Genomic DNA, 15208 nt, shown 5'->3' on the forward strand with positions numbered 1-15208 from the left:
TTAATCATTCATCTTATACGTATAGAAATGGCACTATGCACCGGGCATGAAAAAACCCAAGTGAATTATCCTCACTTGGGCCGCAATCGGTTTATTGTTGGAGAACCGTTACTTTTTTAGGTGTTGTTGTCACTTTAAAGCCGTCTTTTGACACTACATCAACTGAGATAAAGTAATCTCCATTTGGAAGGTCCGCGTTAGGAAGCCATTGTGTTTTCAGTGAATGTTCATTTTTCACTTCAAACGTATCAACTATCTCTCCATTTGCATCTTTAACATTTATCGTCCAGTCTACTCTGTTATAAGCCCACGAAGAAATCCTTGCTGGCTTGTTTTGGTTAAGACCAGCAGTCGGAGTAATACCGATTGTTTGAATGGCCATATTTTGTTTATTATAGCTTTGATCTCCCCACGTAGTCCAAGATATATTTCCTGCATAATCTATAGCTAAAATGACCATACCTTTCGGCTCTGTATTGACAGTTAGAGATTTTTTTTCAAGCGGCACTTCATTATATTGACCATTTACATAAACAATAGCAGAATTAAAGTCACTAGCATTATCTTCGGCATTGAAAGTAATTTCATATTTTCCGTCCTTTGGCGTTACATTAATATCTGAAACGGTGGGAGCGACGGAATCTACCGTAATTGGCATTTTGACTATCTGTGGTTTTGCCATTGGATAATCTAATGTTGTTTTGATAACATATTGATAAACACCATCAGGTACATATTGTCCGGATGAGTCTTTCATATCCCATTTATATCCGCCGTACTTTGTATCCCCATAAGACATGATATTTTTCCTAAATTTCCATGGAGTACCAGTATATTCGCTAAAATCGCCTAAATTTTTTACGAGATTTCCAGATTGATCTTCAATATACATTTCGGTCTTGTCTAAATTACGTAAGGCTTGGAAGGACGGATAAATACCATCGAGTATATAGTTTTTCGAAAATGCAATATGATTAAGACTAAACCTTCCCGTATATGGATTATATCCCAATGGATATCTTTCTGAATTCTCATCCCAAAGGGCTGTATATCCTACAAATGCATCCTTCTCCCATGCAGGTGCATCGATATTTCGTGGCTCATCCCATTTCCCATAGAAGCCCATATAAGGAATAGTTAAAGGAACTGCTTTATCCTGGTCTTTAGCAACCGGGACGAGACGAACAAACCCTTCTACAAAACTGTTTTTATTTAAGGAATCTGGTAATGATATATTAACAGTCAGCATTTTTGTTTGGCCAGGTTTGATTTTAACTAATGCTCCTTCTGTTTCTGTAACTGTTTTATCATTTACAGTAACCTTAGCACCATCAATTCGTTCACTTGTTAATGTTAAATACTCTTTTAAATCCAATTGCCCATCACTATCTAAATCAAATTCCTTCATTTCTATCTTATCTTTTAATACATCGACATAAACTTTGTATTCAATATCATCACTATTATTTTTACCTTTTGGAGCGTCAAATGCTTCCATATTCAATTTAAAACTTGTATTTTGACCTATTTCTTTTAAAGCAACCGCCCCAGCTTGTTCTAAAGGCGTATTTCTACTTGTTACAATGACTGGTGTATTAATGGCATTTTGAATTTGCATTAACCCTGACCCTTGTACACGTGGTGAATATGGAACTTCTCCATTTGTTCTTGGATCCTTTTCAACATTAGCCGTATTCATTAAAGCTAGTTTTGCTTTTAAAACAGTATCTTCTGAATGAGGTAATCCTTTTTGATATAGCGCCTGAAGTAACAAAGCTGAACCACCTGCAACATGAGGTGCTGCCATCGATGTACCGCTCATCACTTCATAATCATTACCTGGTATTGTAGAATAAATATTTCCTCCAGGAGCCGAAATTTCTGGTTTAAAATCTAGTGTATGTGGTGTACCCATCGATGAAAAACTAGACATACTATCTTTCGCTGGGTTGTCAACGAAAGTATCTCCTGTATATTTCATACTTAAATATTGACCGTTTGGCAGACTACTCATTTTACTTAATAATGCTTCACCTACAGCTTTACTTGTTGACGCCGTTGGTGCTGCAGTTGGCGTTACTGGTAGCGTAGTATAATCTGACCAATTTGCAGGTGGTATCATAATAATCGCCTTTGCTCCAGCACGCTTAGCTTCCCACTGAATGGATGAAACAGTACTATATGAGTTTAATAGTTTAACTACTGCAATGTAGTCAGTTTTTCCTTTAGGATAATCTGCTGCATTCTTTCCTTCCCCTACATATACCAAGTCATAAGGTACATCTGGTGAAAGAACCTTAGAGACTTTAAAATTATACGATGCTGGAAATTGCGTTTGGTCTTTGAACGGCACCGAAAAACCACTTGCATCTGCCAATGCATTTAAATGAAGTTTCGTATTTTCATAGGAAGCAACCGATATCGCATATGGACTTACACCCGGTGCACCAACTGTTCCAATATCAGGATTTTCTGCATATGGTCTTAACGAAGAGGGAATTATATAATTTTTTGTACTATAGTCTGAATTACCGGCTGCCGTTACAACAAGAGTACCTTGTTCTGTCGCAACTCGAATGGTTTTTTGAATAGGATCAAATTCTTCGTCTACATAACCTGCATCATTACCTAAACTCATGTTGATAACATCTGCACCCATAGTAACTGCATGCTCAATTCCTGCGATAATATCATCCTCATAGGCACCACCGCCATTATCTGAAAATACTTTCTCCGCTAATAGTTGAACACCTGGTGCAACACCTTCGACTCCACCCTTTGTTTCGTCTCCACTTGCTCCAACTGTTCCAGCCACGTGTGTCCCATGGGGGCTACCTTTTCCAGCAGGAATGACATTAGAATCATTGTCTGCCCAATCATATCCTGTTGGTACCTTATCGGAATACCAAATTTCATTTACATCTGTTTCTGCAAATTTACTTTGGATCCCTTCTTGAGTCCATTTTTCCTTTTCCTTCGCTTGATCAGTTAGTGTCATATCTTCATGCGTATAATCAATCCCAGAATCGATAATCGCTACAAGTAATCCCTCACCTTTATAACCATATTGTTCCCATACTTTTTGAGCTTGTACTAATTCTTTACTTGCAGCCATTGATTCCTGGAATGTTCTAGCAATATGGACATTCACAACCCCAGGAATAGACTGGATTTCTTTTATATTTTGAAACTCTGTTTCTATACTGAATCCGTTAAACCCTTCGAAAAAACGATGCTTCACTTTAATAGGATCATTTGATTTAGAATTTTTTTCTTTTGAGATTTGTTCGATTACTTTATTTTGCTTTTGTTTATAAAAAGCTTTTTTACTCTTGGTTATTTGCTCCATTTCTGTTGGTTGTTCAACTTCTACGATTAATCTAACAGTTTCATTCGGTTTATATGTTTCAGCCAAACCTTCTTTTTTTACATCTTTATAAAGTGAATCATCTTGACCTGTTTCGATCTTATCCTTATCAAAAAATATTGGTCCTCCTTCCTGCACCATTTCTTCAACCATTTGCGACTCAGCTGACATATCATCACTTTCTGCAAAAACGGTAAGTGATGTAAATAATAAGGAAGTCATCGCGGCTGTGGTCATGACTTTCCATGCTTTCATTTTTCTTTTTTTCATTCACATATCACCTCATCTTTTAAAATAATGAAACTAGTAAACTATGATTCTATCTTTATTATCTAGTATCTTTAACTTTCTGAATATTAAACAAAAGGATTAATTATTAAAACAATTGGTTCTATACCTCTATAAAACAAAAGTACTACTCCGCGACTTTTTATTTAATCATTCATCTTATACGTATAGAAATGGCACTATGCACCAGGCATGAAAAAACCCAAGTGAATTATCCTCACTTGGGCCGCAATCGGTTTATTGATGAAGAACCGTTACTTTTTTAGGTGTTGTTGTCACTTTAAAGCCGTCTTTTGACACTACATCAGCTGAGATAAAGTAATCTCCATTTGGAAGGTCCGGTTTAGGTGTCCATTCTGTATGAACTTCTTTTTCATTATTAAATTCAAACATATCGACTATATTTCCATTTATATCTTTTACATTAAACGTCCAGTCTGATCTGTTTTGAGCAAAATAATCAATTTCTGCTGGAGTGTTTTGGTTTATATTTTTTGTCGGATATACACTTGAATTGGAAAGAACCATCCATTCGCTCATATATTTTGGATCTTGATCTCCCCAAACGTTGTAAGAGTGATTATATGCGTAATCCGCTCCAACAACAACAATACTTTTTGGTTCGTAGTTTAAGAGTAATGTAGTCTTATTTCCTGGTGTATAGTAATTTCCATTAACCCAAACCATTGCAGCAGCATATCCACTTCCATTTTCATTATCTGTACCACTCCAGGATATTTCGTATTTTCCATCTACTGGGGTTACCTTAATGTCTATAACATTAGGCAGTGTGGAATCTACTTTCACAGGCATTTTAACTTCTTGTGGTCTTGCTCCTGGATAGTCTAATGTCGTTTTAATGACATATTGATAATTTCCATCGGGTACAAATTGTCCAGACTCATCTTTCATATCCCAAGCGTAAAGTTCATTGTAATAAGTGTCCCCAAATGACATAATATTTTTTCTGAATTTCCAAGGCTTACCTGTAAATTCACTGAAATCACCTAAATATTTAACGATATTTCCTGATTGATCTTCGATATACATTTCTGTTTTTTGTAAATTACGTATAGCAGTAAAGGAAGAATAAATACCGATTAGATGGAAGTTAGGCGAGATGGCAATTTTGTTAAGATCAAATGTGCCAGTAGTAGGATTATATCCCTTTGGATAACGTTCTGATGTGCCATCCCAAAGTGCGGTATAACCTAAAAATGCATCTTTTTCCCATGCTGGAAGATCAATATTTTGCGGTTCATCCCATTTTCCATAGAAGCCCATATAAGGAACAGTTAGTGGCACTGCTTTATCCTGGTCTTTCGCTACTGGTACAAGACGAACAAATCCTTCTACAAAACTATTATTCTTTAAGGAATCTGGTAAAGATACGTTAACAGTCAGCATTTTTGTTTGACCTGGTTTGATTTTAACTAATGCTCCTTTTTTGTCAGTTACGATAGTATCATTGACAGTGACAGTCGCATCATTAATACGTTCACTTGTTAATGTTAAATACTCTTTTGAATCTAGCTTCCCATCATTATCTAAATCAAATTCCTTCATTTCAGTCTTATCTTTCAGGACATCTACATAAACATTGTATTCAATATTATCACTATTATTTTTAGCTTTAGGGGCATCTAATGCTTCCATTTGTAATTTAAAGCTTGTATTTTGACCAATTTCCTTTAATGCTACTGATCCTGCTTGTTCTAAAGGCGCGTTTCTATTAGTAACAATAACAGGTGTATTAATTGCATTTTGAATCTGCATTAAACCTGACCCTTGTACTCGTGGAGAATATGGCACTTCCCCATTTGTTCTAGGATCCATCACAATATTCGATGTATTCATTAAAGCTAGTTTTGCCTTTAATACCGTATCTTGTGAATGTGTTAAGCCTTTTTGATAAAGTGCCTGCAATAACAATGCCGAACCGCCTGCCACATGAGGAGCTGCCATCGATGTACCGCTCATAATTTCATAATCATTTCCGGGTACAGTCGAATAAATATTTCCACCAGGAGCAGAAATCTCAGGTTTAAAATCTAATGTATGTGGTGAACCAATGGATGAGAAATAGGACATCGTGTTTTTGTTTGCATTATCGACCCAAGTATCACCTGTTAATTTCATCTTTACAATTTGATTATTCGTTAGTTTATTAATTAGTTCTTGCCCTGGAGCCTTACCCGTTGTAGCTGCTGGAATTGAAGATTCACTCAATCTTAGATATGGATAATCAGCCATACTATCTGGTGGTATGATGATTGCTGCTTTTGCTCCAAATTTTGCTGCGTTAAACTGAATAAAAGAATAAGAAGTATATTGATTCAATAATTTTGCTACGACAATTTTCCCTGCTACGTTTTTACCATTACTAGTAAAGTCAGCATTCTTGGAACCTTCGCCTACAAATACTAGCTCGTACTCTTCATTCGGATTTAAAAAATTTGAGAGTTTAAAGTTCGGCTTTCCAAATTGAGTTTGATCTTGGAAAGGAAGCTTTAAACCATTTGTTTCTGATAAAGTATTTAAATGCATTTGTGTATTTTCATAAGAAGCAACTGATAAAGCGTATGGACCTACAGATGGCTCACTAACTGTTCCAATATCAGGATTTTCTGCGTATGGACTATAAGCAGATGGAAATAATAAATTATGTTTAGTACTATAAGCGGAATTACCAGCCGCTACTACAACAAGTGTACCTTGTTCTGTCGCAACTCGAATAGCTTTTTGTATCGGATCATTTTCTTCCCCTACAAAGCCTGCATCAGAACCTAAGCTCATGTTTATCACATCTGCACCCATTGTTACTGCATGCTCTATTCCAGCAATAATATCATCCTCATAGGCTCCGCCACCTTTATCGGAGAACACCTTCTCAGCTAAGAGTTGAACACCTGGTGCAATACCCTCGACTCCGCCATTCGTTTCGTCCCCGTCTGCTCCAATTGTTCCAGCAACGTGTGTACCATGCGAACTTCCATTTCCAGCAGGAATGACATTAGTATCATCGTCAGCCCAATCATAGCCTGTTGGGACTTTATCGGAATACCAAACATCGTTTACAGCTGTTTCATCCAATTTACTTTTAATTCCACTCTGAGTTAATTTCTCTTTTGCCTTTGCTTTATCAGTTAATGTCATATCTTGATGTGTATAATCAATCCCTGAATCTACGACTGCTACTACTAATCCCTCACCTTTATAGCCATATTGTTCCCATACTTTTTGAGCTTGTACTAATTCTTTACTTGCAGCCATTGATTCCTGGAATGTTCTAGCAATATGGACATTCACAACCCCAGGAATAGACTGGATTTCTTTTATATTTTGAAACTCTGTTTCTATACTAAAACCATTAAAACTTTCGAAAAAGCGTTGTTTTACTTTAGAAGGAGAATTTGATTTAGACTTATTTTTCTTCGAAATATCTTCAATTACTTTGTCTTGTTTTTCCTTAAACAAAGATTTTTTGTTTTTTGGAGAAAGGTCAGTTGCTGTTGGTTGTTCAACTTCAACGATGAAACGAACAGTATCATTCGGTTTATGTGCTTCAACTAAACCTTCTTTTTTTACGTCTTTATAAAGTGAATCATCTTGACCTGTTTCGATCTTATCCGTATCAAAAAATAATGGTCCTCCTTCTTCCACCATTTCTTCAACCATTTGCGACTCAGCTGGCATATCATCACTTTCTGCAAAAACGGTAAGTGATGTAAATAATAAGGATGTCATTGCGGCTGTGGTCATAACTTTCCATGCTTTCATTTTTCTTTTTTTCATTCACAAATCACCTCATCTTTTAAAATAATGAAACTAGTAAACTATGATTCTATCTTTATTATCTAGTATTTTTAACTTTCCAAAAATTAATCAAAGGTTGTAACTTTTACTGCTATTGGTTCTATACCAGCATAAAACAAAAGAACTATCCGCACCTTATGAAGGTACAGGATAGTTCTATAAGAAAATGGCACAAGTTGATTTCGAACGGCATAAAGTGAAACTTCCATCAGTGGGGTTCTTCATCCCCTACTGATGGTTAGTTGCGGCCCACAGGAAGTGGGTCACGCAGACGTTGCCACACGATGTGGCGCTTTTAGTCTGTGTTCATTTTACGGGCCTTTACGGGCAGTTGATCCCCCACTTACTCTTCTTTGTATACGCGAATCCTTGAAGTGGGGGTCTTACTGCCCGTTAATCTGCGATAAATGACTGCTTGTGAACGGCTTTTTACATTCAGCTTTTTAAAAATCTTATTGATGTGAATTTTGAAGGTCAGCGCACAGCGTATGCCCTGATCAGGGTTTGTTCGATCTGGCTGTCGTTTGCATCCCATCCTTTGATGCGCAGTGACACGTAGCCGGATGCTGGATTTTTCACTGTCACAGTGTAGTGACCACCTTCGATTTTCTGCACCTTTGCAGTACTCCAAGTGTTGCCATCGTCAGTGGATACTTCAGCCTCAACCCCACGAATGTCTGGAGTAGCACCGGATTGAAGTACGAATGATAGATCGAAATGGTCGGTGATCCCACCTTTTGCCTTGTTCTCCCCATCAAGCTTAAAGTCATATCTCGGCCACAATAATGCTAGGTCTTCCTTCCCGTTCGCTGGTCGAGCGGACTTGAAGGTCCAAGCCATGCTTGTCATTGTAGAAAGTGGTGACCACATCGTTTGCTGTGTGTCCATCGTAACACGGTAAGTCGCAGCTTCAGGGCTAACAGCAATTGGGTTTGAATTCGCGAACCAACCACCTTCATTGATAAGGGTTCCGTCCTTAAACATCCGAACCTTCGAGACATCATAACCTGGCATTGTGTAGAAATCACCCCAGTGGGTAGGTTCACTATCACCAAACTCATGATTTTGAATGAAAAATTTGTCTCCCTCGCGGTACGCATTCATGGACTGAGACTGACCGATTGCAGCACCCAACCAAGTCTGTTCACGTTTATCGCCCGGCAGATAGTTCCACATTGCATCACTCACGTGTTGGCCAATATTAGTTAGGACTGGATAAACTGTTTGTAACCATCTCATTTTCTCCATTCTCGGGAACTTGCTACCAGTAGAGTACCACTCTTCCCTATCTAGTGGAGTGTCGATCCATCTCACTACATTAGTTACCATAACCTCGTCCGGGCGAATAGGCGATGTCGTCTCGCCAACGTATTTACCTTTGGTGCCACGGTAATGGTTCATTACCACGGCAGAGTTTTCTGCCGTCACTTCTTCAGCAACTTCTGCAGGGATTACACCTGGCCAACTCAACTGGATGTTGTATACGTACGGGCTGTTAGCGATTCCCCTCAGGTTGATTAAGGTTGGGCCGTTCGCGATTCGGTTAAGAAGTGCCGTTCCATCTTCCTGTCCAAGTGTATAGGCAGGGATGGCGATGTTATCAGCTCTTAGTACGCTAGCAGCGTATATTCCTGTTCTGTCGTTAACGAGGACTACCGCTTCTGCACCTGCAGCATGCAAAGCCTTAATCTGTTGGGCAGTAGTCTGATTTGCATCACGGGTGACAACCGCAAGCTTACCACTGATGTCCTTGCCGCTTAGATCCTCCGGTAATGCCTTACCTACGTTTACCGCTTTTAGGTTTCTAGGGCCATCTAATCTAGGTACAAAGCCTACCGGTTCTAGTGGGATTGATCCGCCTAACCCGTCATAAGATGCCTTGATGACAGGGGCATACCTGCGCTGGTCGAATTCAAACGAAAATGTTCCTTCATCAGCCTTCAATGGCTCTGTCGGCACTGCATAAACGTGATCCCAAATAGCGCTACTCGCTCCCAACATGTAGTCAACTGTGCCTTTGCCCATAGCTCTGCGGTAGCCGATATGCCATCCACCCTGCTCAGACTCCTTAGGCGTCGAGATCTTTACCTCCTTACCTAATCGGGCATCCAGCGTAATGGTCTTTTCCTCCTTATACTTCACTTCCACCATAGGCTCACCAGCAAGGGTATAGTCCTGGGTTCTTCCGGTCTCGTCAATCGTTTTTATGGTACCCATCACAGAATAACGCCCTGGCTGCAAAAGGAGGGTAGTATCTGAACCAATAGTAGGGTAAATCTGCGTAATTTTCCCCGTATCGAAGTTGGTCGCGATGATTTCACCATAGGTCTGTTTTCCGTTTCGGTCAATCGTTTGAAGATTTACTCTAACTAATGGTTCAGTCTTTGTTGCACCAATAGTTGTGTTGATTGTTTGGTTGTCACTTGAAATAGCGTTAACCACAACTTTATAATCCTGAACATTCCCAAGTGCTGGATTAAATGTCACTTTTACCTCACTGCTACCATGTGCTGGCACCGTGACCGTTGACTGATTCAGTGTGAACATTTCAGCAGGCGCTTCTACTAAATTTTCACCTTTTGCTGTCAAAGCAAGATTCAATGTCACATCCTGATCAGATGGGTTAACATATTTATACGATTTTTCGACCGGCTTATCATCTACCATAGCAGGTCCCAAACTGACGACTGCAGGACTGCTAAAGACGTTAGCATCCAAGGCTTTCACAACATCTACACGTCCGCCACCCTGCTGATATGGTGTATAGCGAATATTCATTACACCTGTGCCAGCTAAAACCTGCTTGATATGATCTCCCGTCCATTCCGGGTGTCTTTGTTTTAGAATGGCTGCAGCACCAGCAACATGTGGTGTAGCCATTGATGTACCGTTGGCCGAAGTGTAGTTATCATCGATTGGGGTACCCATGTTAGTGCCAGCAGCACGAGCCGCTATGATCCCTACTCCTGGTGCCGTAATCTCCGGTTTCACTCTATAATTATTGATAACCGGACCGCGGCTTGAGAAGGCAGCTAAAAATTCAGTTTGGGATTTATCAACTGCCCCAACCGTCAATGCTTTTTCTGCCGCCCCTGGCGATCCTAAAGTACTCTTCCTTGATCCTGCATTTCCTGCAGCAATGACAAACAATGTGTCACTAGTTTCGCTCAAATTGTTGACAGCTTGACTCATTGGATCCGTGCCATCGCTCGGTGTATTCGTACCAATGCTCATACTGACAATATCAGCCTGTTCCTGAACAGCCCATTGCATACCAGCGATGATTCCCGATTCAGTACCATCACCATTATTATCAAGCACCTTCCCGACTAAAAGCTCTGCAGCTGGAGCTACCCCCTTATTTTTCCCGCCGGAAGCGGCGCCAGATCCCGCGATCGTCGAAGCAACATGCGTACCATGCCCGTGATGATCGACCCAATCAGGATCCGTTGTAAAGTTCTTTGCTTCTTTGACGATATATTGATTGTTAGAATCTTTAAAATCAGGATGATTTGGATCAATCCCTGTGTCCAAAACAGCCACTTTCACGCCCTTACCATCATATCCGGCTTCCCATGCAGCAGGCGCCCCAATCTGCGGAACACTTTTGTCAAGTAAAGCATGAACTGGTTTGTCCAGCCAAATCTTTTTAATACCTTCCGTTAGCTCAGGCTCTGGCTGAGCTTGCTTTGTATTTGCCTCTCCATCAACAGCATCCCAGAATTTCTTGGCGTGTTTTTTATTCGTTTTTACTGCGACGGCATTCACACTAGGAAGATCTACTTTGTTCGTTGCCCCAGTAGACACAGCTTCATCAAATGCAGTGCTGACAGAAAAATTAGCTTGTCCAGATTCCTCTGTGACAATCAAAGGAATACTTGACTGATGATCGTCATCGTAGCCATACTCAATCAATTTCGTTATGTTAAACAATTCCTCATCCATTTGGCCAGCCGCCAGAAATGGTGTCGCTTCATCGGGAATCAAATAAGTGTCACCATCAATAGTTTTCTGAGTAAATGAAACTGGAGTGCCATCCTCACTAGGTACAAGTGTGCTCACTAGATTTCCGTCACTATATTTTTCTACCGTGACAACGTCACCGGTGACAAGAGTAATCTTGTGCGTATCGACGTCTCGGGAATTCTCCTTCGGCTGAGGTACCTGAATAGTAGGCGTTTCGGCGTTGGTATCATCAGCAAATGAAGCCACCGAACTTGTTCCCAAAAGCACTGCAGTAGTCAAGCCTGCAGCCATTACGTTAATGATTTTTTTCTTTCTGCTTTTCCCCATCATAACTCTCCTTTTCCCAACTTATTGCTACAGAAAATATTAATAAACGCCTTGCACCGAATATTTAGTACCCTTAGACATATATCCCCCCTTATTTGTTCTTGCAATATGAAGCTATAATTCTATTTTATTTTCCTCTATTCCGACTTTTCTGAAAATTAAACAAAGGATGTAATTTTTCGAGCTAAAGGTTATAGACTAATAAAACTAAAGGCTTATTCCTTGCCGTTCAAGCAAATTAGAAAAGCAAATGCGAAAATCTATAATTTCCTAACGATGAAAAAGAGAGAAACGCTTTGCGCTCCTCTCCTTTTTACTTCTATTGTTTTGGCTCAAAACCAACCAGGCTCAGGAAGTATTCCAATCCTTTATTGCCAATGGTTTCTTTAGGTTTCCTGTTTGCTGGCGCATCTGGCCCCTTTGTTAAAAAAAGAGGTAAACAGATTCCAAATAGATTATATATTTCTAAATGCAGTATATATTTTTTTAGTAGACGGTAAACATATCCTTTGCTATAGGTGTTTTTACACCTTCCGCTTTACCAACTAAGTTTACCAACACGATATACTGACCAGGCTCTACACGTTTTCCATCACATTTATAGTCCCAAGTTTCTTCCCATCTTCGGGCTTCACCAGGAGCAAAATTTACATATTCAATAGCTTGTGAAAAAAATCTGTTTTTAGAGTATCGATACACTTCTTTACCCTCTGGATTAAGCACGTGAATTTCGTATTTTTGACTAGTTCTAAAGATAAAAATCTTTTCAGAATCAGTATTATTTAGTAACGTAATGATAAACTTTACACTTTCTGAATTTTCCCAAGCATAAACAGACAATTTAACTTCTTTATTTCCCAAGTTTCCTGACACCTCTTTCGTCTTAAATTATGAATCTTAAATTTGCACCCCAAGCTATAGTTCTTTAAGAAAACGGCACAAGTTGATTTCGAACGGCAAAAATGACTGCCTGTGAACGGCTTTTTACATTCAGCTTTTTGAAAATCTTGTTGATGTGAATTTTGACGGTCTTGTCACTGATATATAATGTTTCAGCAATTTCTTTGTTACTATGGCCTTTGACCAATTCAAACAATATTTCTTTTTCACGCTCTGTCAGCATTTTTTCATTTGGTTCTGATATCGTTTGCTGGTGATGATAGGTTATCAACTTTTTAGTCATGCGAGGATGAATCACAGACTCTCCTTGTGATATCATTCGAATGGCTGCTACTACTTGTTCAGATGATGAATCTTTCAATAAATAGCCATCCGCACCGGCCCAAAGCGCCTCCATCAAGTATTCATCATGTTCATACATCGTCAGAATGAGAACACGGCAATTCGGATACTGACTTTTCACGAGTGATGTGACCTCAATGCCATTTTTGCCAGGGAGATTGATGTCCATCAAAATACAATCAGGTCGATACTCTTCTACTTTCTTCAATACCTCATCCCCGGAAACGGCTTCTCCTACGACTCGGATGTCAGATTCGAGATCCAATATACTCCGAATTCCATCACGCAAGACCGTATGATCATCAACTAATAATATTTTAATCATGATACTCCCTCCCTTGTTTCAGCATCTGGAATTAACAATGTAATTTCTGTACCTTTTCCTGGTAAACTATCAATCTGAAGGGTCGCACCCAGCTCTTCAGCTTGTTCATTCATATGCAAAATGCCATAATGAGGCTCATGTTTTGTTTTAATCATGGATTCAAAAAGGGAAAAACCAACCCCATTGTCTTTCACCTTTAATAGCACATGTTCACGTTGATAGCTTAAGAGAATGTCAACTTCATCCGCTTTGGCATGCTTTACAATATTCTGCAAGCTTTCCTGTAAAGTATCGAAAATAACTCGTTCTTTTGTACAACTAAGTGTTCGAGTACGGCCTCTTTCATGATATTTAATCGCTAGATTATATTCTTGTTTGATAGATTGAATTTTATTGGCAATCGCTTGTTTTAGTCCTAGCCTTTGTGTAGGATATGGCTTTAAAGCATAGATGGAATAGCGAACTTCACCTAAACTCTTCCGTAATTTTTTTATGCTTTTGTCTACCACTTGCTGCATGTTTCCTGATTGATCTGCGTGCTGCTTCTGAGCTGATTCCAGCTGAAATATGACCCCAGCTAATACTTGTGCAATTCCGTCATGGATTTCACGTGCTAGTCGATTTCTTTCTTCCAGAATGATTCGTTTCTCCTGTTCGGAGATGAGTGACCGTGTCTTAAGCAAGCTGCCCAATTGATTTGCAAACGTAGATAAGGACTGTATATCCTCGGTAATAAAACTCGCTCCCCTGCTTTTTCCTGCCACAAACATTCCTACCAATTCATGATTTACTTTAAGAGGCAGGTAGACAAGAGAACGTATGACATCTTCAAAAACTTCATCTCCCGGGGCCATACCTTTTTTCCAATCAGAAACAACAAAGGTTTGGGATATCTCTTCAAAATTCAGATGAAGTTCAGAAGAACCTAAACGATCGGAATGTACTTTTCCATCCTTTAGCAGAAGTACCCAGTTTCCTTCATCTTTTGTCCATAAAGCATAAGCCTGTATCCCCAAGAACCCTTTAAGGGATTTTTTCATCTGATGTAAGTTTCCTGCAGAAAGCCCTTGACTTAACTCTGTCGTAATGGAAAATAGGTTATATAATCGTTCTTTTTCAATCCGTATTTGCCGAAAGAACGAGCTGATGATGCAGATTGCTACAAGAGGGAAAAAGAAGAACAGAACATTAATTCTATTCATCTCCCCACTGTATCGGTGTTCTAAGATATAGATAAGAGAGGCGTAGAACAAACAAAAGCTTCCACTCAAAAATACTAAAATATTTTTCTTGTACCACTGTTCGAGCGGATATGGCTGAGGAAGAATCACCATTAGAAGATCGTAAAAAATGGCGTTAATAAGGCAAAAGTATACGGTAAATAAAAGCAAGCTACTTAATTCCTCATATAAAACAGGCATATTCATTTCCGTAATAAAAAAAGAAATACTTTGGTTGGACAACCATTCTGCTAAAATGATACTTAGAGCAAATTGAGAACAATTAAATAGCGTTCTTTGCATTGGTAAACGGCGAAGGGAATGGGTTAACACCATCACACATACACAAGCAACAACAGTTATATGTATCCCAAACTCCCAATTCATTGGATAAATAAGCGTAAGGCTGAGTGTAACACCTCCTCTCCCAATGCGGATAGGAAAATACTCAACAATTCCCATAAACACAGATAACAACAACAGGATGATGACTTCAGAAGGCATTTCACTTTTAAAAATAGAAATGATAACAGCAAACATACCAAGAAAAGAAATAGAATAAAGATAAAAACTTACAATTTTTTCCCTTATCGTAATAGAGTCTATCCTTTTCAAAACGGCACCTCCTTTTATTTCGAATATTCCAAAGAATCTATC

6 protein-coding genes are annotated in these 15208 nt (G+C 39.1%); all 6 read right to left on the minus strand.

Going from position 1 to position 15208, the window contains the following annotated elements:
• Window positions 1-91: 91 nt before the first annotated feature.
• Window positions 92-3637 (minus strand): S8 family serine peptidase, encoded by a 3546-nt coding sequence (locus FSZ17_RS20475; RefSeq protein ID WP_146846541.1) that lies wholly within the window; start codon window positions 3635-3637, stop codon window positions 92-94.
• Window positions 3638-3892: 255 nt separating this feature from the next.
• Window positions 3893-7450: a S8 family serine peptidase gene (locus FSZ17_RS24030; RefSeq protein WP_146846543.1), complete on the minus strand. Its 3558-nt coding sequence runs from the start codon at window positions 7448-7450 to the stop codon at window positions 3893-3895.
• 495 nt (window positions 7451-7945) lie between these two features.
• A complete protein-coding gene (locus FSZ17_RS20490; protein WP_057773829.1) occupies window positions 7946-11764 on the minus strand; it encodes a S8 family serine peptidase in 3819 nt (1272 codons plus the stop codon).
• 486 nt (window positions 11765-12250) lie between these two features.
• Complete coding sequence (locus FSZ17_RS20495; protein ID WP_057773830.1) at window positions 12251-12625, minus strand: BsuPI-related putative proteinase inhibitor; 375 nt, start codon at window positions 12623-12625, stop codon at window positions 12251-12253.
• A 64-nt stretch (window positions 12626-12689) separates the two neighbouring features.
• Window positions 12690-13331 (minus strand): response regulator, encoded by a 642-nt coding sequence (locus tag FSZ17_RS20500; protein WP_057773832.1) that lies wholly within the window; start codon window positions 13329-13331, stop codon window positions 12690-12692.
• Complete coding sequence (locus FSZ17_RS20505; protein ID WP_057773834.1) at window positions 13328-15166, minus strand: GAF domain-containing sensor histidine kinase; 1839 nt, start codon at window positions 15164-15166, stop codon at window positions 13328-13330. Before FSZ17_RS20505 ends, FSZ17_RS20500 begins: the two co-directional genes overlap by 4 nt.
• Window positions 15167-15208 lie beyond the last annotated feature (42 nt).

The sequence above is a fragment of the Cytobacillus dafuensis genome (assembly GCF_007995155.1).
Taxonomy (GTDB): Bacteria; Bacillota; Bacilli; order Bacillales; family Cytobacillaceae; genus Cytobacillus; species Cytobacillus dafuensis.